Below are 21,810 nucleotides of genomic sequence, written 5' to 3' on the forward strand. Positions count from 1 at the left end.
GTATGACGTCATGCGGTGTCAATATTCATCCAAAAATCAAAATAACTCAAGCAAGAGAACAAAATAACTTTCTCATACTAGGAACGACAGGGGCAGGCAAGTCGACCGTATTCAAACCCCTAGTGAAACAAGCAATTGAACGCGGTGATAACGCTGTTATCTACGATGAGAAAGGTGAGTATACAGAGAGCTTTTATCACAAAGAATCGAGCGTCTTAATCGCTCCTTGGGATACAAGAAGTGCGAAATGGAACATTTCTGCTGACATCAAAAGCAAACAAGATGCAGAATTATTTGCACAATGTCTAATCCCAAACTCCACTAGTGCAGACCCTTTATGGGATCAAGGAGCTCGAATTATTCTAGTCAGCATGTTGATGAGATTAATCAACGAACAAGAGAATACATGGGGATGGAGTGACCTATACAAACAACTCACGTTCAGCCCAGAAAAAGCACGTTTCATATTTGTTGAACATTACCCTTTAGCCAATAGTCTACTTGAGCCCAACTCAAAAACGACTCAGAGCTTTTATGTTCACATTATGAGTAAGTTAAGCTGGATTGAAGATCTAGCAAAAGCTTGGCCTCCACAATTCAAAAAAGAATTCAGCCTTAGTCAGTGGGTCAAAAAAGATAGTACAAAGCACATCGTCATAATTCAAGCAGATAGCCAGTTTCAAAACCTCGGTGAGCCTCTATGTAATGCAATTATTTCATTCATGACCAAGCACTATTTGAGTAGCAGTAACCCATCTAAAAAAAGAACTTGGTTATTCATTGATGAGTTTGCCAACCTTCCACGCAACCCGAGCATTTCTAAATGGCTAGAACTTGCACGAGCTAATGGCGCACGCTCAGTACTTTGCACTCAGTCTATCTCTCAACTCCACGATATCTATAGGAAAGACGAAGCAAACACCATTCTCAACTTATTGTCCAACGTCATCGCTTTTCGAATGGGGACGGCGGGGAGCGATGCAGAAGACGCTGCGAATATTTTTGGGCAGTACGAAGCAGAGATCCCTAACTATGAACATCGTAAACGAATCGGAACAAGGGTTGATAAGCTACTAGTTAAGAAATCTGATCTTGTTCAGCTAGCCCAACCCACACGAAAAGGTGTCGAAGGGTATATGCAAATACCTGGCTGGGAGTCGGTTTACAAACTGAGATGGCCTTTGTTCAAAGACATTCGGAATGCCAAAAAGAAAATACCAGCTAAATGGTTAACTGACTCAAAGCCAAGAAAGCAAGCCATAAATAAGAACCAAGCCAATCGATTAAACAAAAGGAATCCAAACCATGATGTCAATTAGTCCAGTAAACAACATCGCTTATTACGCTGACTTGGCAAAGGAAGACTATTACTCAGGTCATGGAGAGCCCAAAGGCACTTGGTCGGGGCTTGGTACTAAGCTTTTTGGACTACAGCATCAAATCATCAATGACAACGATTACCAAATGTTGATGACCGGTTTTTCCCCTTCAGGTGATGCACTGGTTCAAAATGCTGGCAAAGAAAATCGTCGAGCAGCATGGGACTGCACCCTTAGTGCACCCAAAAGTGTAAGTCTGGTATGGGCTAGCTCTTCACCTCAATTAAAAAATAAAATAGAGAAAGCCAAAGAAGCAGCGGTACAAAAAACCATCAGTTTTATGGAACACCAAGTTGCTCTGACACGCAGAGGGAAAAGATCTTCGCTCTATGAAAGAACGTCTGGTCTTGTTTTTGCTTGCTTCAATCACTGCACAAGTAGAAATGAAGACCCACAACTGCATACACACCTGTTAGTTCTGAATGTGGCTCCTCGCCTAGACGACACATTTGGATCTCTTGCTTCTGACAGCCTTTATCATTGGAAAATGGCCGCAGGTGCCATGTATCGTGCTGAGCTTGCATTTCAATTGCAAACACTAGGCTTTGGCATAGAACCTGATGGCGATTCTTTTCATATAAAGGGGGTATCGAAACAGGCATGTGATGCCTACTCTAGCCGAGCCAAAGAAATTGAGAGTGAGCTAAAAAAAGCTGGTATAAAAAGCAGCTCCAGTAAACAAGGCGCTCGCTTTAAAACTCTAACTAGAAAAGCGAAAAGAAATGTCGAACGAGGCCAGCTATTACAACGCTGGAAAAGTGAGCTCGAAAAATATGGGCTATCAGAATCTTACATTGAAACCTTAACTCACTCTGAAAAAACAGTGACCCCTTATGAATTAGAGCAAGATCTAATCTTATCAGAACTCAGTGACAAGAAAGCAGTTTTCACCGAGCAAGAACTTTTCAAGGCTATTGCCGTACAAGCTTCACACCACGGCATCAATGCCACGCAAGCCGAAGGATTCTCACTATTAATGATAGAAAGCGAAGAGCTAATATCTTTGCAGCCGAAAAACGCCTTTTCCCGTCAATTCACAACTGAAGATGTACTTTCATGTGAACGGCTAATGGTTCATGACGCACAAACTTTAGCGAAACGTCATTCAAAAAACATTAGCATTGAGCTAGTAAATGACGCTGTTACAACTGCTCAAAAACAATTGGGGTTTTCTTTTGACGAAGAACAAAAAGAAGCTATTCAGTACACATTGTGTTCAGGTGACTTCTCAATCACTCAGGGCAGCGCTGGTGCAGGGAAAACAACACTAATGCTTGCGGCAAAACTTGCTTATAAAAAGCAAGAATTGACTATAAAAGGAGCCTGTATTGCGAAAAAAGCAGCCGATAACCTAACTCAAGAAACGGGGATTCAATCTTATACCGTAGCCTCTTTGGTTACAGCGATTAACAAGAATAGGAATCCTCTCAATAAGGTCGATGTGCTAGTCGTGGATGAAGCAGGGTTACTACCCAGTACAGACTTGCAATTGCTACTTTACGAAGCAAAGGTATCAAACTGCAAAGTCATTCTCACAGGAGAAGATAAACAGTTAGATGCTATCAATCGCGGCGGTGCCTTGCGCTTTCTATCTCGACCTGAAATTCTCGGCACACAACGTATAGAAACAGTCCGTCGCCAGCGAGATAGGTGGGCAAAACAAGTCGTTGTTGATCTCCGAGATAAGCGTTCAGAACGAGCACTGAATACTCTACAGCAACACAACTGCCTGCACTGGGCTAATAATAATGATGAAGCTATACAAGCACTCATCAGGGATTGGCATCACTATCAAAAGTCACATCCAGAGAAACAATCGTTAGTCATTGCTCGTGAATGGAAAGACGTGAAAAAACTAAGTAAAGCGATTAGAGAGATCTACATCAAAGGCGGTCAGGTTGGCACTGAGAACGTTAAGCTAACTTGCAGTGTTGCAGATAAACGCTTTGATTATGACTATTCCGTAGGCGACAGGGTCAAGTTTTGCCGCAATGAATACAGGCAATTACAGGTGTCTAACGGTACATTTGGAACTATATCTTCGATAACTCAATTAGATGACGATGTACGGTTGTCTGTATTGCTTGATGATGAACGAACAATTTCATTTTTAGCATCAGAATACGGTGACGAGATTGGTGTCAATTTATGCCACGCTTACGCATTAACAGTTTTCAGTTCACAAGGTACTACTGTTGATGGAAATACGTTTACTCTCTATTCAGGCAGGATGGCCCAGCGAGAAACTTATGTGGCCCTCAGCCGCCATAAAGATGAATCTCACGTCTACATCAATGAAGCTGAGATAAATGAGCGTGTAAGGTCATATGGTGAGGATTTGGAGCTAACTGATGAGTTAAGGCAAGCTGAGTTAGTGAAGTTAATAAATCTAGATAGACATTCATCTTTAGCTATAGAACAACATGTAACGCATTCTCAGCAAGAGAGCCGTGACCATTTGCATAATTCAGAGGCGATGCCAATTAGTAGTATATAACTCCAATCTTATCTATATGACCTCCTTAACTACAACCGACTCAAATGCTTAGGGGAATATTGAGGTTTGCCAGTTAGTGGAGTAACATTGAAAGGCTCTTTAGTGTAAGACGTACTTCGTCTAGTCGGGTGATTAGCCAGACTCAAATTTATTGAACGGGTTTAAATGCGAGATGTACGCATCCTAAACTCGTTCCTCCTTTAGGATGCGTACACCTCGCACTCTTTAGTAAAGAGTTAAGCTCAAGGTGTTTTACCACACCTTGAGCTTTTTAACGGAAAACTATGAGTATCATTAGCCAGATAGCACAAACCTTAAAGAAACCTGAGTACGTGATAGAAGATATTCTATTCATCGCTCCAATGAGATATAAAATCTACTATATCCCTAAACGAACTCACGGTTTTAGACAAATAGCCCAACCATCAAAAGAATTAAAAGAATGCCAGAGGGCATTTCTTAGGTTTTGTAACCTCCCCACTCACAATTGCGCTATGGCCTATAGAGAAGGCTTAAGTATCAAAGAAAATGCCATTGCGCATAAAAACCAAGCATACTTGCTCAAGCTAGATTTCGAAAACTTCTTCAACAGCATAACTCCTAATATCTTTTGGCACACATGGGAATTAACAGGTGCAGAGCTACCAACTAAAGATAATCAACAATGGATTGAAAAGCTGCTTTTTTGGAACCTAGAAGATAAGCTCGTTTTAAGCGTGGGAGCCCCTAGCTCACCTTCTGTATCCAATTTTTGTATGCTTATATTCGATCAAATGTTACAAGACCAGTGTCAAAGTTTGGGAATAAAGTACACTCGCTATGCCGATGATTTAACCTTCTCTACCAATGAGAAAGATATACTTTTCCAAATCCCAGAAAGTGTAGAAAATATTTTGTCCAAATGCTTTAACGGAAATTTAAGATTAAATAAAGGTAAAACTATTTTTTCGTCCAAAGCCCATAATCGTCACGTAACCGGAATTACCATTACTAGTAATGGAAAGATATCTTTAGGTCGTAGTAAGAAAAGATATATAAAACATAAAATTCATCAATTCTCTCTTGAGCTGCTAAATAACCACGAAGTAATGCACTTAAAAGGGTTGATGGCTTATGCTCGTCATATTGAACCAAGTTTTTATGAGTCTCTTATAAGAAAGTACTCAAAAGAACTAATAGAATGTATTTTTGAGGTCCCAAATGAGTAGAGAAGCTAAGATAAAAAATGAAATAGCATTACTTGAAAGAAGCTTTAAGGCTGGATCTATTTCATCTGGATTTAAGCTTTATGAGATGTATGACAATGGTGTCTTCGAAAAAAATTCTGATGGCGATATAATTTGCATCCTAGATAAGAGCCCAAAAATAGCTCATACATATTTACTAGATTGTAGACAATCACTTAATGATAATGAAAAAAATAACAGGCTTCATGTATCTCGATTAACTTTATCGGACTTCAGAAAATTCAAAACACTCAAAGTAAAGCTGAATAAAAACCTAACTGTTATTATTGGTGATAATGGTGCAGGTAAAACGACCATTATTGACGGCATAACAAAATCTTTAAGTTGGCTTAGTGCAAACATTCTCAAAAAAGGGGGAGCTGGCCTTCGTGTTACAGATTATGATGTAAATATTGATTCAATGAGCTTTGCTGAAGTTACCTTACAGACAAGCCTAAATAAAAACAGTCAATATTCAGTATCTTTATACAAAACAGCCAAAGGTGCTAAAGAAGCAAAAAAAAGTGAACTAGAGGCGTTCGAAGAATTAGGTGGACTATATAGAGTAGTAGATAATTACAATCGCACAAATAATAAAAGTGAGATTAATTTGCCACTTATTGTTAGCTATTCAGTGAACAGAACCAATATTAAGTCTAATAAAACCTTTGACTTAGAAAAAATCACCTCAGTTAAAATAGGCTCTAAGTATGATGCTTATGAGAATAAATCAATTGATGGCACTGGTAACTTTGATGAATTTTCTGAATGGTTTTTAGCTCTACACAACCTCTCAGGCGAAGATTTAAGCGTTCGCTTACGCAGTGCAAAAAAACGACTTGATGCACTGAAAGCTGTAGGAGCGGATAAAGACACTAGTGAGATTTTTGAATTATACACTACCGCTAAAGAAGAGTATGAACATCTCCAAAACGATTATGACAGTCGTAAATCTCACATAAAGAACCTTCACTTTGTAAAAAGCGCAATACTTTCAACAGTACCTGGCTTTACAGACATTTTTATTGAAAAAAACCCTGACTCAGGGAGGGCAGAGCTAAAAGTAACTGTAGACGGGAGGAATATTAATATATTTCAAACTTCACAAGGGCAGCATGTCTTTATATCTATGATTGCAGATATCGCAAGGAAATTAGTTGCGTTAAATCCTAATATGGAGAACCCTTTACATGGCCAAGGAATAATACTGATCGATGAGATTGAACTTCACTTACACCCTAAGTGGCAACAAAATATAGTCAATGTATTAGTAACCACATTCCCAAACATTCAATTTATAGTTACAACTCATAGCCCACAAGTCCTATCGACTGTCGATAAATCTTCTATTAGGCACTTTATTACAGATGAGAATGGTAATGTCCATTGCCCACCACCTAGGTTTCAAACGAAAGGGGTTAGAAGTGCTGATATCCTCGCTGAAATAATGGGGACAAATTCAATTCCAGATGTAGAGGAAGCTCGTAAAGTTGATAAGTTTTCAGGATTCTTATTAGATAATCAGAAAGATAAAGCAACGGAACTACTTAAAGAGCTTGAACAACATTTTGGTTCCGACCACCCTGTCATTCGAGATTGCCAGAGCAAATTAGACGTATTCGAAATGAAGGAAAGGATTAACCTTAAGAGAAAAGAGGGTTAATAAGTGAAGAAGTTAGATCGCAATCTGGCAGAAAAGCCCATATTTCTCAATAATATATCTCACACCACACACACTTGGAAGAATATGACCAAATCTAGGAAGAAAAGTGTGTGGAAAGAGCTAGGGAAATTCCAAAATAAGCTCTGCGTTTATTGTGAATCCGAAGCAGAAAATGGAACTCATACAGGCCATATCGAGCATTTTTTCGACAAAAGCACTCATGTTCATCTAACTTTTGATTGGAGCAACTTATTCGGATGTTGCGCTTCAAGACTTCATTGTGGTCATTACAAAGATCAAGATCTCCCTGGAGGAGTTAGGCGAACCTATAACACAAGCTTATTAATTAAGCCTGACACTGAAGACCCAGAAGATTACTTACAGTTCTTACCGAGTGGTAAAATTGAGAGCAAAAATGGCTTAGATGCTCTCTCTGAACAAAAAGCGAGTGAAACAATTAAGGCGTTAAACCTTGACGACCCATCATTGGAACGCTCACGAGAGCAGCAGATAACTCGATTTCAATCAAAAGTAACCACAGCTCTAAGCTTCATCGACACTGGAGATGAAGAAACTATAGCTTTAGCCATGATTGAATACAGAAATATAGAACAAGAAGCCAAGTCCGCCTCACATAGAACAGCAATAAAACAAGCCGTGATCTGGATATAGTCAATCAATTCAGTGAGTTGATTAAAGGTATCAACTCACTATTCTATTAGACTAAAGAAAGACTAGCTCTATATGGTTGATCTCCAATCTGTGTGTTTTGGCTAACTAAAGATAAGCTAAAGAATGGATTATTGAATGTTAAATTCGAAATTTCATCTAATGGGAGAAATAGCTCATTACAAATATCTACACGACGATAACCTTTGTCTTTTAAAGATATAAATACTTTTTCAAGTAAAAGAGATTTCTCACGTTGCTCTAAACCTTCAGGCTCACATGAGCGATACCCCTCTTTAGTTGCACTAATTGTAAGCTGTCGATATTGCCATTCAGTTAAACAACTCAGATCGTAAAGGCGCCTAATCATAGCCATCGCAGATACATTCCAATTTTTCTTAAGAGCAAGGATATCTTTAAGCGCAGCGTTAGCATTAGGACGTACTTTTGCTAGAACACTACCCCTTGGCATCAGAAAAGCAGAAGCAAATCGGTCAGCCTCTAACTCAGCCTCTCTACCCTTATTTTGACAACCATGCTTATGTAAAATAAGGTGAGCAAGCTCATGCGCAGCATCAAAACGGCTCCTTTCTGGAGTTTTAAACTGATTTAAAACAACAAAGGGCCTATCCCCCTTCCAAAAAGAAAACGCATCCACCTCTTTACAGTCTTCTGACAATGAAAAAACTCTAACTCCCTTTGACTCCAGCAAGTGAATCATATTTTTAACTGAAAGCTCACCTAACGCCCATACATTGCGAAGCTCCATTGCTGCAACTTCAGGGTCATTACGATTATCATGAGAGTAGTCTGGCAATTGAACCTTAGGCAAATTTTTAAACTTACTATCAATCCACTCTGATAACTCTAAGGCATTTACACTAGCAGCTTCCGTAGCTAGCTTTAGCCGACTAGACAACTTAGTTACTGCCCTGAAGCTAATTGATTCAGGGTCAATTGTTTCTGAAATGGCTTTATAGAAGAACTCAACTGGATACCCTAAGGCTATAGCGAACTTCTGTATCATTTCGTCTTGGAGCTCGAATTGAGGCTGACTACTTTCATAGATAGAAACTGTTTTCGAGCTAATACCTATCAAATCAGCAAATGCTTTTTTTGTTAGCTTCCGACGTTCTCGGGCTTGTTTTAATCTAGTGGGGATATACATTTTTAGTTCATTGAAATATCTAAATCGATATCATCAGAGAAGCCATCAGTAGCACTCTCATCAGTATCAATAATGAGGCCAGAATTGAAGTCGGACATATCTATCATGAAACGTTTACTAAATCCATTAACGAAACCTTTTTGAGAACAAAAAACCGGTTTCGATAGCTCCGCTTTGATATCCAACCCCTCCGATTTTTTCTCAGCATTAAGCAATAAAAACCACACATCAAATGGGCAATTATTCAGAGAGTAGTCTGGAAGGTCTTCAGGAAACATATCTATCTGGCTAATATCAGATGTTATCAGCCCAAAGAACTCTTGAGACCTTGGCCCTTTAGCTCTCATTGTTGAAGGGTATCCGCTAGATATACCAGCTTGCTCATCACCTCTACAAATGTGAATCGCAAACTTATTATCACTATTTGCCGTCAATTCGATGTTATGTGGAGCTTCCTTCTTAAATCCAAGAGATTTCAAGCTCTGACGCAATGCAAGTGTTGCTTTAGCAGTTATTGTATAACCTCTGTATCCCGCAGGCTCATCTGATGTCGTACTATTAAATGCAATGACAGCCTCACTTACCGCGTGCTTAATATGGTCTATCGAAACTCCCTTTTCCTGAAGAAAAGAATCAAGGGCACCCATGTCACTACTAATAATTTGATTGTCTATGTTCTGCATTCTAAGTCCCGACTTTTATTCACTTCCTTTATTTTAACCTCAAATGAGGTTAAAATAAAGGAAGTGGATGTGATTTTCTAAAAAATATCATTGCATAAAATAAATTGGTGACAGGAGTGGTGACAAAAAACCAAAAATCACAAAAACAAACTATTTAAAACAATAGTTTAAATCAAAATTACGCATTCAGATTCAGAATATTGAATAACAGTTTGTCAGTAACACGCTGTGAATAGCCATTAGCTGAATCAGTGTTGATTAACTAACAGTGTTGATTAGATCAAGATAAGCTCCTAGTTTTAGGGGCTTTTTTTATGGATACAATAATGACAATCAGGATGAGTAAGTTGAGCAGGTTGTTACGCAGGAGATGTACTTAGCACAAAAAATAGATACAGCGATAGATAGAACTGATCAGGTGTACAAAAGGATTTTTAATATTTAGAGGAGGTGTTGCAAGTGGAGGAGAATGTTACGGTAAAACTGAGGGGAAACTGGTTTGAGAGAGAAAGTGACGCAAGTTGCTATTGCAACCTGCGCCGACTTAAAATCTTATAGAGCTACAACGTTTGCAGCTTGAAGACCTTTTTGGCCTTGCTCTACTTCGAAAGACACTTGTTGGCCTTCTTTAAGAGTCTTGAAACCTTCAGAAGCGATTGCACGGAAGTGTACGAATACGTCAGCGCCGCCGTTGTCTTGAGTTAGGAAACCGAAGCCTTTCTCTTCGTTAAACCATTTTACTACGCCGTTTGTTTTGTTAGACATGATGTGTCCCTTATATAAAAATAAAAAATTAATCGCCAAAAGTGCGATGCGCTGAAAGCTTGAATTATTTAATGTATCTATGAAGCCAAGGGAAACACTGAGAATAACAATGAAGCAATACTAAGGGTTTTACTTTACAACTGGATGTTTCATTTAATAACCCTGAAAACAGAGCAAGCACATTCTTGGTGATCCTGACCAGGTTGTAAAGCGTTATTTGAATAAAATGACTATTTTTTGTTCAATTAACTTCTATTCAGCCCCACAACATCACTGAACTTCATTTACAAAGCTATGATCTGAAGAAATTTACTCTTCCGCGGTTTGGTTCGGGCAACACACACGGCCAGTAATAATGTCCTACTAGAATCAAGAGTACGACAAAAGCAAAAACACGCGCCGTGGTAGCACTCTCCACGTAACTAAACTACCTGTATCTTCACACCTAGTTCTCGTAAAGCATCAAGCACCTTAGGGTCAGCGCCGTCATCTGTAATCAATGTGTCAATCTGAGAAGCGGTAGCGAGTAACTTTCCACCATGCTTACCTACTTTGCTGCTATCTATCAGAGCCACAATACGATCACCATACTCCAGCAGCTTTTTCTCTGCCATATAGACCAATAGATCAGAGGTATGCACACCAGCTGTCGTAACACCCGTACCCGTAAAGAAGACAAAACGACTTTTATGGTCATCTGCTGCTTCTTCATCTGGAGAAATAGTGATCTGACGTTCGGGTAGATATTGGCCACCAAGTATGATGATACTTTGATGATCTTGACTAATCAGCTGATAAGCCAATGGCATAAAATTCGTCACAACTTGCACATCACGATGCGCTAAATGCTCTCCCATCAAAAAAGTCGTATTGCTACCACTCACAATAATACTGTCGTGTTCTTCACACATATCTGCCGCAGCTTTAGCAATTCTCTTTTTCGCTACATAGCTTTCTATATCTGTTTCGCAGGGGATAAAGCTGCTTGGTGCATGAGTTGCGGCTAGGGACGAGTCAAAATTGATTACCTCTGCCCCATTACGGATTTTTTTCAGCCTCCCTTCTTCCGCCAACTTTGTAATGTCCCGACGAGCTGTAGATAAAGAGATATCTAACATCTTCACATAGTCATTTGTCGTTATAAACGTATGACTCGTTAGATGATCTAACAAGCTTCTATGACGCTGAGCTTCATTCATTGTTCATACCATTAAGTTCTTTTGAATTATTTTGACGCATTATGAACTTTTGAGCAATTAGATTCTCAAAATGAACTCTTTTGAATTAATTTGACTCAAAATATGTGATAAAAACCATTATTTGTTCATAACAAATCAAAAATGACTTTAAGTGACCGCATTTGACCACTTATAGTCAATTTGCGTCATGAGAAGTCACTGGAGAGTAAAATGAAATACCAAGCAGTAATGATTGATTTAGATGGAACACTGTTAAGTGATGCTGAGCAGATCTGCGTGACTAACAAACAAGCGATTTGTCTTGCAGTTAATAATGGATATCAGGTGAGCTTGGCGAGTGGTAGACCGCACCAGCTGATGATGCCATATGTTGACCAGCTTCAATTATCGCTACCAATCATCTGCTGCAATGGTGCCTATATTTATGACCCTAAAACACAACGTGTTCAACATCAGCACACAATTAGTCATGAATCACTAACGGGTCTGTTGAGCTTACTGAATGATGGACATTTCGCCTTCACCATCTATTCAAGTAAAGGCATCTTTGCTCAAAAAGAATCAACTCATACAAAGGGTTTAGAAAAAAAGGCTGAGGTTATTAATGCCGCAATGGAGCTGCAGATTATCCCAACGCTGACCGAACTCATCGCTCGCAGTGGCGATGTATACAAAGTATTAGTGTCTAGCCAAGACAAAGAATCTCTAAACCAGTTACGAGATTCCTTAAAAACGCACTTCCAAGCTGACTTATCAACACCGAATAAATTGGACATTACGTCTAAAGCAGCCACCAAAGGCCACGCTCTTCAGCAGTGGCTAAATGACCAAAGAATTTCATCTCATAACACCATTGCTTTTGGGGATGGGGACAACGATGCCTCTATGTTCCGACTTGTCGGAGAACCTGTCGCAATGGCTAATGCCAGCCCTGCTTTAAAAGGCATGGCTAATCTAATTGTTACCAATAACAACGGCTGTGGAATTGGCCAGTACCTTCGCTTGATAGTGCAAGAAGGCCAACACACATGCCAAAACACTTTTAGTTACTAAGGATAAATCATGAAAAAAGTAAAAATTGCCGCAGGATTAGCACACGTAGATTACGGCCACATTGCAGACGTAGTGAAAGAAGTATCTGATGCTGGTGCCGATTACATCCACTGTGATGCAGCAGATATGCATGACCTGAAAAACCTGCAATTGATGGGGGGGCATCAAATTGTTGAAGGCATTCGTCCTTACACTGAAAAGCCAATTGAAGTTCACGCTTACTTCAAAGATTGCGACAAATTATTTATCGATAAAATCGCTGCTGCTGGTGCAGACATGCTGATTCTACCAGCTGAGCATTTTATCGGTGCTCCTCTGTGTTACATCATTAAGTACTGTCAAAACCACGGAATGAAATTTGGTTTAACCGTTGGTGCATTAACGCCAGTGTCATTTGTTAAAGAATCTATCTACTACCTAGACCGTTTACACATTGTTATTCACGGCATTACTGATGGCGATGATGAATGGTTATGGCGCAAATCTGCGATTGCAATGATCCGCGAAGCACGTGAACTCCTCAACGAACGCAACCCTAACTGTGAGCTATGTGTTGATGGCGGTATCCGTAACCACAACATCGAAGAACTGCTTAATGAAGATATTGACGTGATGGTTGCATCGACAAATATCTTTGGCCACAAAGACGGCATCACAGCAGGCGTTCGTGACTTCCGCGCAGCAATCGACCAACTGGAAGATAAAGCAGCGGCAAACACAAAAGAAGTCGAAACCGTTTAAGTAATTGCCTAGCGCAGCTTCTATCGAATCGATGCGCCACAGCAATCTAGAAATAACGGTGCTAAACCTACCCCCCTCTATGCTCGGGTTTGGCACCACTACCAAGGATTAAACCATGACACAGTTTCAACACTATCAACCGACCAAGCTAACCTTTGGTGCGGGTGAGATTCAGAAAATAGGTCAGCTTATCGCTCAATATGGCACACGTTGCCTAGTCGTATCCGAACCTATTTTTGATGCAGTAAAGCCAGCCTATGACCGCATTTTTACTTTGCTTTCAGAGCAAGGAATTGAAGTGACTCATTTTGATGGTGTCGTACCGAATCCGCCTACAACCGTCGTTGAACTTGGCCGCCAAGTGGCCATCGGAAATAACTGTGATGTGGTTTTGGCCATTGGTGGTGGTTCATCGATTGATACAGCAAAAATCATTTCGGCAACGATCAATGCAGAGTCTCTAGATTGGGCTCATTGGTTTGCCACTTATGATTCACCGTTTGGGGACGTCAACCCACTACCCGCGAAAGTCGTACCTTTGATCGCTGTACCTACAACATCGGGAACAGGCTCTCAAGTGACGCAAGCGGCAGTGATTACCGACCTTGAGCAACATGCAAAGCTAACACTGTTTCACCCTGAATTTTTCCCTTGTGAAGCGTTAATCGATCCAGAGCTCATGCTGACACTGCCTCCACGTATGACAGCTATGACCGGATTTGATGCTTTTTCACATGCGTTTGAATCATTTACGGGTACTCGACCATCTCCATTTGTTGATGGTATGGCGTTAGAAGCAATGAAGCTTGTCATTGATCACCTACCGAGTGTTGTCGACAACGGCGCAGATTTACATGGCCGCTGCCAACTCGCGAAAGCAGACACACTTGGCGGGATCTCGCTAGCTAATGGCGGTGCGGGGGCACCACACCCTTTAGGCGAAATCTTAGGTAGTAGCAAAACAAACCTACCACATGGATTAACACTCGCAGTGGTTTATCCAGCTTATGTACAACTTCAATGGCGCAAGCAACCAGAGAGATTTGCTCAAGTGGCTGAGTTATTTGGTGCTGTGGGAAGTACCGAAGAAAAAGCTCAATCATTAGCGGCTGCTCTTGTGAAATTCCTTGAACGTATCTGTCTTGAATCGAACTTAACTCAAGTAGGTGTCACCAAAGAAGATGTTCAAAAGTTGGAGCCGGCTTTTTGCTTTGATCTACCACTAACCAGTGGTGAAGAAATGAAAAAAGTATTGCAGGCCAGTTTGGTTGAATAAGCGACAGTCACAAATTCACGTTTGTCATAATTAAAGAAAATGGAGATTGAAACATGGAGTGCAAGAACAACACTTTAGGTCATACAGCTTTGAAATTGGAAAGAGAGGAATTCATTGCCAGTAACCTGAAAGCGTTGGTCTTTGACTTCGATGGCCTTCTCGTCGATACCGAAACCTGTATGTTCAAAGCCTGGGAAGCTTTGTTAAAACCATACGGCGTTGAAGTTTCGCCACTCCAGGTTGCTGGCCTAGTTGGGAGCTCAGCGCCAGCAACCTACCTTTATCAACTATTCAACAAAGCGTCGAATCAAAAGCTGTCCGATTCACAAATTCGCGATCGAGTGATCGCTCATGCCTACCAATTAATTGCTTCAATAACAGAACGAGAAGGTGTCCGTCAGTATCTAGACTTTGCTAAATCACACTCATTGAGCATTGCACTGGCCACCAGCTCAGAGGCTGAACATTACATGCCAATTCTGAATCGTTTGAACCTTACACCCTATTTTGACTGTTTTATCGGAGCAGAAGACATTGCCTCAGATAGACGGAAACCACATCCCGATGTGTATTTAGCGGCATTAGAACAACTCGGTGTATCTGCCCATCAAGCCATCGCTTTCGAAGATTCCCCTCCTGGAATTATGGCGGCTCGATCGGCAGGAATACCAACAGTTGCAGTAACCAATTTGCTCACTCGTCACCTCGATGTCTCGCTAGCCAACGTGGTGCTGAGTTCGATGAATGATCAAACGCTACTGCAATTGATAAACCAACTTACCGAGAATGAACGATGAATAAATTAGAACAACTGAAAAAGCACACCACTGTCGTTGCCGACACAGGTGATATTGATGCTATTGCTGCATTTCAACCTGAAGACGCCACAACTAACCCATCTCTAGTACTAAAAGCCGCAGAAATGCCGCAATACGATCACTTAATCGCCGATGCGATCACTTGGGCAAAAGCACAAAGCAACGACAAATCACAACAGTTGATCGACGCTGGAGACAAACTGGCGGTCAACATTGGATTAGAAATTCTAAAAACGGTACCGGGGCGCATCTCAACAGAAGTCGACGCTCGTATGTCATTCGACAGAGTCGCAAGCTTGGCAAAAGCTCGAAAGCTTATCGGCATGTATAACGAAGCTGGCATCAGTAACGACCGAATCCTAATTAAGTTAGCGTCAACTTGGGAAGGCATTCGAGCAGCTCAAGAGCTAGAGAAAGAAGGCATTAATTGCAACCTAACGCTGCTGTTCAACTTTGCACAAGCCAAAGCCTGTGCAGAAGCCGGTGTATTCTTAATCTCACCTTTTGTCGGTCGTATCCTAGATTGGTACAAAACCAATACCGATAAAAAAGAGTACCTTCCTCATGAAGATCCTGGTGTCGTTTCAGTCTCTGAAATTTACAACTACTACAAAGATCATGGCTACAACACGGTTGTGATGGGCGCGAGCTTCCGTAATGCCGATGAAGTCCTAGCATTAGCGGGCTGTGACCGTTTGACCATAGGTCCTGCAATTTTAGACCAACTTGCAGCACAAGAAGGCTCTGTTGAGCGCCTACTCTTTGCCGACCGTGACACCATCAAAGAGACACCAACAGCTATGACTGAAGCACAGTTCCGCTGGGAGATGAACCAAGACCCGATGGCAACAGAAAAGCTCGCCGAAGGCATCCGTAACTTTGCCGTCGATCAAGGCAAGTTAGAAACCATGATCGAAGCACGCCTGTAGGAGAAGCAGAATGATTACACGAACTAAATTAGCTGACGCTATTCGCGTTCTAAGCATGGACGCTGTACAAAAAGCAGGATCGGGCCACCCCGGAGCACCGATGGGCATGGCCGATATCGCTGAAGTTCTATGGCGTGATTTTCTAAAACACAACCCGAGCAACCCTAACTGGGCCGACCGCGACCGTTTTATCTTGTCGAATGGCCATGGCTCAATGCTTATCTATAGCTTGTTACACCTATCTGGTTACGAGCTATCAATGGATGACATCAAATCTTTCCGTCAATTACACAGTAAAACCGCAGGTCACCCTGAATACGGTTACGCTCCAGGTATTGAAACCACTACCGGCCCATTAGGACAAGGCATCACCAACGGTGTCGGCATGGCTTTGGCTGAAAAGGTGCTGGGTGAACAGTTCAACCGTGAAGACCACGATATTGTTGATCACCACACCTACGTGTTCATGGGTGACGGCTGCATGATGGAAGGTATTTCTCATGAAGCATGTTCACTTGCCGGTACGCTTGGACTAGGGAAACTGGTCGCTTTTTGGGATGACAATGGCATTTCGATTGATGGCGAAGTCGACGGCTGGTTCTCTGATGACACACCAAAACGTTTTGAAGCCTACGGTTGGCATGTTATTGCTGATGTTGATGGTCATAACGCTGATGATATTCACAAAGCAATTACTGAAGCTAAAGCCGTAACAGATAAACCAACCTTAATTTGCTGCAAAACCGTGATTGGTTTTGGCTCACCAAACAAGTCAGCCAGTCATGACTGTCATGGTGCTCCGTTAGGTGCTGATGAAGTCGCATTGGTTCGACTCAACCTCGGCTGGGACCATCCTGAATTTGAAATTCCTCAAGATGTATACCAAGCATGGGATGGGAAAGAGAAAGGACAAAGCAATGAAGATGATTGGCAAACACGTTTCAATGCTTATCAAGAGGCGCACCCAGAATTAGCCGCTGAGTTTTTGCGTCGTAGCCAGAACCTATTACCTGAAAATTGGGATCAGCACACTCAAGACCTAATCCAGACTTTGCAAGCGAATCCACAAACCATCGCGACTCGCAAAGCATCACAAAATACTATTGAAGCATTCGGACCATTACTGCCAGAGTTTTGGGGAGGTTCTGCCGATTTAACCCCTTCAAACTTAACTAACTGGTCAGGCTCAAAAGCAATTACCGCTCAAGATGCGTCAGGAAACTACTTGAGTTACGGCGTTCGTGAATTTGCGATGTCTGCAATGATGAATGGCGTGGCGTTGCATGGAGGCTTTATCCCATACGGCGGTACGTTCTTGATGTTCATGGAGTACGCTCGTAACGCGCTTCGTATGGCAGCACTAATGAAGCAACGCAGTATCTTCGTTTATACCCATGACTCTATCGGTTTGGGGGAAGATGGTCCGACACACCAACCGGTTGAACAAATCGCATCGCTTCGACTTACCCCAAACATGAGCACTTGGCGTCCTTGCGACCAAGTAGAAACCGCGGTGGCTTGGAAGTCTGCTATCGAACGTTTTGATGGTCCAACGTCATTGATTTTCTCTCGCCAGAATCTTGTTCAATTCGAGCGTGATCAAGACACGCTTTCCAATGTAGCGAAAGGTGGATACATCCTTTCTGACTGTGAAGGCGAACCACAACTTATTTTGATTGCAACCGGCTCTGAAGTGGCACTTGCCATGGAAGCAAAAGCACAACTCAGCCATATTCGCTGCCGCGTAGTTTCAATGCCGGCCACCGATATTTTTGACGCACAAAGCGCGGAATACAAGGAACAGGTTTTACCAAGCCATGTGACAGCACGAGTTGCCATAGAGGCTGGTATCCGTGACTACTGGTTCAAGTATGTCGGGCTACACGGCGACATTGTGGGAATGACAAGCTTTGGTGAATCAGCACCAGCAGAACAACTCTTCGAAATGTTTGGATTTACGGTTGAAAACATCGTTGAAAAATCCCTAGCGGTTCTGGAGAAGTAATATGAGCATGGCACAACGCTTTATTGAAAACCAAAGCCAAGACTGCCTGCGAACTAAGGCTGCAAAAGTAGCCTTAGAGCAAGTCCTAAAAACGCTAACACCTTCTAGCGTGATTGGTATCGGCACAGGTGCAACAGTTGAAGTATTCATTCAACTATTGAAAGAAAGTGGCGCTGAGTTTGCTCACTGCGTATCCAGTTCGGTTCGCTCAAGTCGAGCTTTATCCTCTGCAGGGCTGAATGAGATATCCATATCTGAATGTGGCCGTGTTGATTTCTACATTGATGGCATTGATGAAGGTCTTACAACCGGCATGACCGTGAAAGGTGGTGGTGCAGCACTGGCTCGTGAAAAAGTACTCGCGACGCTTGCGCTAAGCTTCATCACCATCGCAGATAGCGGTCGATTGGTCACTCAACTCGGAAAGTTTCCACTCCCTGTAGAGGTTTTACCTGCCGCACAAACCGCTGTGTTTAATGCCTTACAAAGCCTTGGTGGACACCCGACGTTGCGCCAAGACTGCACCACTGATAACGGCAATATCATTCTCGATGTTGCTCATTTGGACATCGCTGAACCAAAACGATTAGAACTCCAAATTAACGCTATTCCTGGCGTCGTCGAGAACGGTATTTTCGCGCAAAGATCGACTGATTTCATGGCTTTTTCGAATGCAGAAGGTACGTATTTATTATCAAAGCAACACGTTCAATAGCTGGGATTTATAATCAAAATGAGACCTCGCTTGCAAGTCTATTTACAAGCATGTCAGTAAGGATAATTTAGGAATAAAACATGACGGAAAGCAATTTTTCAGCTCAAACACTGCGCTATTTTGATTCAAATATTGAAACGTTTACGCGTGATCTATCTGAGCTAATTGCTATTCCGTCTGTACGAGATATCAGCAGCTGTTCACCCAATGCTCCTTTTGGTTTACCGATTAGAAACGCATTCGACTTTCTCATTAACTGGGCGAAACGAGAAGGGTTTGAAGTCCGTGATCATGATGGTTATGCCTTGGACATCAGCTTTGGCGAAGGCTTACAAGAAATCGGCATATTGCATCATGTAGATGTGGTAGAAGCAGGTAATTTGGACTCATGGTTAACCCCTGCATTTGAGATGCACCAACAAGGTGATGACTTATTGGGGCGAGGCGTTACCGACAACAAAGGCCCGTTAATGGCCAGTCTGTATATTCTCAAGATGTTTAAAGCGCTTGATGTAACACTCGACAAAAAAATAAGAGTGATCATCGGCGGCGCAGAAGAGACAACTTGGGAATGTGTAGAGCATTATTTTAATCATAACCCTCAACCGGATTATGGTTTCTCTCCAGATGGCGACTTCCCAATCGTTAATGGAGAAAAAGGCATCCTATATGCGTCATTGCAACGAGAATTCCCAACTCACAATGGCCTAGGAACTTGTCAGATCGTAAGCATTGAAAGTGAGCGTGACAGAACATCCACCTGCTATCAATTATCGATTTATCTGACAGGAGAAAAAGCGGCTGAAGTAGCAGCAACATTTGAAACTTCAGCAACGGTCACTCTTGCCAATGTGGCACAAAGTGACAACCACCAACAAAAGGAGTTGTACTGCGTTGAGTTGTCAACGCCGTGGGAGAAATCTCGCAACCCGCATAAGGTCGATAACTGTATGGATCAGTTTGTTCGTCACATGCGACATGTTGAAGGGTTAGACACTAACTCTCGAAATTTAATTGATTTACTAGACGCGTGTTTTAGTGATTCCAATGATGCTTCGAAATTAGGGCTAGCACACCAAGATAATGAAATGGGGTCGACTACATGCTGTGTCTCCTCCATCAATTTGAGTCAACATGGCTACAACTTGGATTTTGATTTTCGGTTTCCTAAAGGACTGACTATCGATCAAGCTCGTACCCAACTCCAGTATGTATCCCAACAATACGGAGTGAGATTGATTGAACACCAGTACTTACCTCTATCTTACCTCTCACCCGAAAGTGAACTTATCCAAGCAATGGGAAAAGCTTATTCCGAAGTTACCAAAATGGACGCTCAATGCTTTAGCAAAGGTGCAGCTTCTTACGCGCGCGCGCTAAACAATGGTGTGGCATTCGGACCTACTTTTCCTGGTGATGTGACTCGTGTCCATGAGCCTAATGAAAGGCTCAGCCTCGAGTCATTAAAAAGAGCAATAACAATATACGTGAAAGTTCTCATATCACTTTAGGAGTAAATTATGAGAGATAAGGTTCAAGCACTTGCTGGAGGTATGATGGTATCCATCATCGTACTGGTTATCGCAGGTATATTTATTGGTGTGGGCGCTGGTGTTGTAAACCAAATGTCTGCTACCGACTCTGTTATTTGGGCATTCTTTAAGCTGATGTTAGATCTTGGCTTGATGGTCATGCGCAATCTACCGCCTTTCTTTGCGATTGGTCTAGCGTTCGCGCTGGCGAAATCTGAAAAAGGTTGGGCAGCCTTCACTGGCTTTACCATGTTCATGTGTTTCAACGTCGCTATCGGATCGATCGCTGCATTTCACGGATGGACTCAAGAAACTACAAGCGTTGCGTCATTAATGAATGATGCTGGCTACGACAAAGTAGCAGCGCAAAACTTCAATTCTTTATGGGGTGAGTCTTTAGGTATCTTCGCTTACAACATGGGGATCTTTAGCGGTATTCTTGTTGGGTGTATTACGGCTTGGATCCACAACCGCTACTACAAATTCGAAATGCCTGCACTCTTGAGCTTCTTCTCAGGCCCTCGTGCCGTAGTGATTTTTGCTTACTTCGCTATCATGCCTATCGCGCTGTTTGTTTACTACGCTTGGCCACCGATCGCTGGGGCACTGCAGTCCATCACTACTTTGATTACTAGCTCAGGTATTTTTGGCTCTTTCCTATTTGGCGTATTTGACAAAGGCTTATTGCCATTTGGCTTACATCACCTTATCGCCTTCCCTATTGAATACACTCGTGTTGGTGGCGTAATGGAGATTGATGGTGTTGTTTACGAAGGTGTTCGTAACATCATGAATGGCCAAATGAGTTCACCAGAGGCAACGAGCTACATTACACATAACTTTACCAGCGGTCGTATTCCAATCCAAATTGGTGGCCTAACGGGTGCTGCTTATGCAATGTACGTAACAGCAAAAACAGCCAATCGTAAGAAGGTAGCCGCTATCATGGTGCCTGCGGTATTTACGGCTGCTGTTATCGGTATTACCGAGCCACTAGAATATACCTTCCTATTCGTCCAACCATTCCTATTCTTTGCAGTGCATGTACCGCTAAATGGTCTTGCTTATGTGATCACCGAAATGATGGGTGTTTCAATTCACGGTAATCAGCTGCTATTTATGGTGCCTAACCTACTACAACCTGAAAAGGTTCATGCTTGGGCTCTATTGTGGATTATCCCACTATACTTCGCGATTTACTTCTACACATTCAAGTTCTTCATCCTGAAGTTTGATTCAAAAACTCCAGGTCGCGAAGAAGATGGTGATATCGCCCTGTATTCAAAAGAAGACTTTAAAAAGAAAAAGGAGCAGACCTCAAAAGGACTGCCTGTTGAAATCATTAAGGCACTGGGTGGAGCTGACAACATTGAGAACGTGACAAACTGTGCAACTCGACTGCGTGTTTCGCTGCATGACGAATCACTAACGGCAAGCGATAAAGTTTGGAAACAACAGCTCAACGCAATTGGTGTCGACTCTTAGCTAAGCG

At 42.0% G+C, this 21,810-nt stretch carries 17 protein-coding genes and 1 pseudogene; 14 read left to right on the plus strand and 4 right to left on the minus strand.

All coding sequences use genetic code 11. The features are described 5' to 3' along the window. The first annotated feature begins 2 nt into the window (after window positions 1–2). The 5 genes from ACED28_RS04885 (at window position 3) to ptuB (ending at window position 7,437) form a co-directional block, all read left to right on the plus strand. Window positions 3–1,319, plus strand: coding sequence for a type IV secretion system DNA-binding domain-containing protein (locus tag ACED28_RS04885; protein WP_371709420.1), 1,317 nt, complete (start codon window positions 3–5; stop codon window positions 1,317–1,319). Continuing rightward, a complete protein-coding gene (mobF, locus tag ACED28_RS04890; protein ID WP_371709421.1) occupies window positions 1,306–3,876 on the plus strand; it encodes a MobF family relaxase in 2,571 nt (856 codons plus the stop codon). The genes ACED28_RS04885 and mobF overlap by 14 nt, the downstream gene beginning before the upstream one ends. Before the next feature lie 284 nt (window positions 3,877–4,160). Continuing rightward, entirely contained in the window at window positions 4,161–5,084 is a 924-nt protein-coding gene (locus ACED28_RS04895; protein WP_371709422.1) for a retron St85 family RNA-directed DNA polymerase, read from the plus strand. After that, the gene (gene ptuA / locus ACED28_RS04900; protein ID WP_371709423.1) at window positions 5,077–6,765 is read left to right on the plus strand and encodes a retron Ec78 anti-phage system effector ATPase PtuA; all 1,689 of its coding nucleotides are present in this window, start codon (window positions 5,077–5,079) and stop codon (window positions 6,763–6,765) included. Before ACED28_RS04895 ends, ptuA begins: the two co-directional genes overlap by 8 nt. A 3-nt stretch (window positions 6,766–6,768) precedes the next feature. After that, entirely contained in the window at window positions 6,769–7,437 is a 669-nt protein-coding gene (gene ptuB, locus ACED28_RS04905; protein WP_371709424.1) for a retron Ec78 anti-phage system effector HNH endonuclease PtuB, read from the plus strand. Between the two features lie 46 nt (window positions 7,438–7,483). Here the strand turns inward: ptuB and ACED28_RS04910 are convergent, their stop codons facing one another. From ACED28_RS04910 to ulaR, 4 genes are all read right to left on the minus strand, one after another. After that, window positions 7,484–8,602 (minus strand): helix-turn-helix domain-containing protein, encoded by a 1,119-nt coding sequence (locus ACED28_RS04910; RefSeq protein WP_371709425.1) that lies wholly within the window; start codon window positions 8,600–8,602, stop codon window positions 7,484–7,486. Window positions 8,603–8,604: 2 nt separating this feature from the next. Continuing rightward, complete coding sequence (locus ACED28_RS04915; protein WP_248713519.1) at window positions 8,605–9,285, minus strand: hypothetical protein; 681 nt, start codon at window positions 9,283–9,285, stop codon at window positions 8,605–8,607. 552 nt (window positions 9,286–9,837) lie between these two features. Then, window positions 9,838–10,050, minus strand: coding sequence for a cold-shock protein (locus ACED28_RS04920; protein WP_004735656.1), 213 nt, complete (start codon window positions 10,048–10,050; stop codon window positions 9,838–9,840). A gap of 422 nt (window positions 10,051–10,472) precedes the next feature. Then, window positions 10,473–11,249: an HTH-type transcriptional regulator UlaR gene (gene ulaR, locus ACED28_RS04925; RefSeq protein WP_012603034.1), complete on the minus strand. Its 777-nt coding sequence runs from the start codon at window positions 11,247–11,249 to the stop codon at window positions 10,473–10,475. 210 nt (window positions 11,250–11,459) lie between these two features. On the opposite strand from ulaR, the gene ACED28_RS04930 reads away from it, so the two are divergent. The 9 genes and pseudogenes from ACED28_RS04930 to ACED28_RS04970 form a co-directional block, all read left to right on the plus strand. Then, entirely contained in the window at window positions 11,460–12,302 is an 843-nt protein-coding gene (locus tag ACED28_RS04930; protein ID WP_009847986.1) for a Cof-type HAD-IIB family hydrolase, read from the plus strand. Window positions 12,303–12,311: 9 nt separating this feature from the next. Beyond that, window positions 12,312–13,043: a ribulose-phosphate 3-epimerase gene (locus ACED28_RS04935; RefSeq protein ID WP_371709426.1), complete on the plus strand. Its 732-nt coding sequence runs from the start codon at window positions 12,312–12,314 to the stop codon at window positions 13,041–13,043. 115 nt (window positions 13,044–13,158) lie between these two features. After that, window positions 13,159–14,319, plus strand: a complete 1,161-nt coding sequence (locus ACED28_RS04940) for an iron-containing alcohol dehydrogenase (RefSeq protein ID WP_135445102.1) — start codon at window positions 13,159–13,161, stop codon at window positions 14,317–14,319. Window positions 14,320–14,372: 53 nt separating this feature from the next. Beyond that, window positions 14,373–15,116: an HAD family phosphatase gene (locus tag ACED28_RS04945; protein ID WP_017099279.1), complete on the plus strand. Its 744-nt coding sequence runs from the start codon at window positions 14,373–14,375 to the stop codon at window positions 15,114–15,116. Continuing rightward, on the plus strand, window positions 15,113–16,066 hold the full coding sequence (tal, locus tag ACED28_RS04950) for a transaldolase (RefSeq protein WP_017099278.1): 954 nt from the start codon (window positions 15,113–15,115) through the stop codon (window positions 16,064–16,066). The genes ACED28_RS04945 and tal overlap by 4 nt, the downstream gene beginning before the upstream one ends. Before the next feature lie 10 nt (window positions 16,067–16,076). After that, window positions 16,077–18,071 carry a transketolase gene (gene tkt / locus ACED28_RS04955; protein ID WP_371709427.1) on the plus strand — a complete coding sequence of 665 codons (1,995 nt, stop codon included), beginning with the start codon at window positions 16,077–16,079 and terminating at the stop codon, window positions 18,069–18,071. 1 nt (window position 18,072) lies between these two features. Next, complete coding sequence (rpiA, locus tag ACED28_RS04960) at window positions 18,073–18,786, plus strand: ribose-5-phosphate isomerase RpiA (protein WP_371709428.1); 714 nt, start codon at window positions 18,073–18,075, stop codon at window positions 18,784–18,786. Window positions 18,787–18,866: 80 nt separating this feature from the next. Next, complete coding sequence (locus ACED28_RS04965; protein WP_017102431.1) at window positions 18,867–20,297, plus strand: Sapep family Mn(2+)-dependent dipeptidase; 1,431 nt, start codon at window positions 18,867–18,869, stop codon at window positions 20,295–20,297. A 9-nt stretch (window positions 20,298–20,306) separates the two neighbouring features. Continuing rightward, window positions 20,307–21,794 (plus strand): annotated as a pseudogene (locus tag ACED28_RS04970) (PTS transporter subunit EIIC); the annotation flags it as partial. Window positions 21,795–21,810 lie beyond the last annotated feature (16 nt).

The sequence above is a fragment of the Vibrio sp. 1F253 genome (assembly GCF_041439295.1).
GTDB lineage: Bacteria > Pseudomonadota > Gammaproteobacteria > Enterobacterales > Vibrionaceae > Vibrio > Vibrio tasmaniensis_A.

Excerpts from the sequence above, each read along its gene's own strand:
- ACED28_RS04885 (WP_371709420.1), top strand. The coding sequence starts at position 3 with ATGACGTCATGCGGTGTCAATATTCATCCAAAAATCAAAATAACTCAA.
- mobF (WP_371709421.1), top strand. The coding sequence starts at position 1,306 with ATGATGTCAATTAGTCCAGTAAACAACATCGCTTATTACGCTGACTTG.
- ACED28_RS04895 (WP_371709422.1), top strand. The coding sequence starts at position 4,161 with ATGAGTATCATTAGCCAGATAGCACAAACCTTAAAGAAACCTGAGTAC.
- ptuA (WP_371709423.1), top strand. The coding sequence starts at position 5,077 with ATGAGTAGAGAAGCTAAGATAAAAAATGAAATAGCATTACTTGAAAGA.
- ACED28_RS04910 (WP_371709425.1), bottom strand. The coding sequence starts at position 8,602 with ATGTATATCCCCACTAGATTAAAACAAGCCCGAGAACGTCGGAAGCTA.
- ACED28_RS04915 (WP_248713519.1), bottom strand. The coding sequence starts at position 9,285 with ATGCAGAACATAGACAATCAAATTATTAGTAGTGACATGGGTGCCCTT.
- ACED28_RS04920 (WP_004735656.1), bottom strand. The coding sequence starts at position 10,050 with ATGTCTAACAAAACAAACGGCGTAGTAAAATGGTTTAACGAAGAGAAA.
- ulaR (WP_012603034.1), bottom strand. The coding sequence starts at position 11,249 with ATGAATGAAGCTCAGCGTCATAGAAGCTTGTTAGATCATCTAACGAGT.
- ACED28_RS04930 (WP_009847986.1), top strand. The coding sequence starts at position 11,460 with ATGAAATACCAAGCAGTAATGATTGATTTAGATGGAACACTGTTAAGT.
- ACED28_RS04935 (WP_371709426.1), top strand. The coding sequence starts at position 12,312 with ATGAAAAAAGTAAAAATTGCCGCAGGATTAGCACACGTAGATTACGGC.
- ACED28_RS04940 (WP_135445102.1), top strand. The coding sequence starts at position 13,159 with ATGACACAGTTTCAACACTATCAACCGACCAAGCTAACCTTTGGTGCG.
- ACED28_RS04945 (WP_017099279.1), top strand. The coding sequence starts at position 14,373 with ATGGAGTGCAAGAACAACACTTTAGGTCATACAGCTTTGAAATTGGAA.
- tal (WP_017099278.1), top strand. The coding sequence starts at position 15,113 with ATGAATAAATTAGAACAACTGAAAAAGCACACCACTGTCGTTGCCGAC.
- tkt (WP_371709427.1), top strand. The coding sequence starts at position 16,077 with ATGATTACACGAACTAAATTAGCTGACGCTATTCGCGTTCTAAGCATG.
- rpiA (WP_371709428.1), top strand. The coding sequence starts at position 18,073 with ATGAGCATGGCACAACGCTTTATTGAAAACCAAAGCCAAGACTGCCTG.
- ACED28_RS04965 (WP_017102431.1), top strand. The coding sequence starts at position 18,867 with ATGACGGAAAGCAATTTTTCAGCTCAAACACTGCGCTATTTTGATTCA.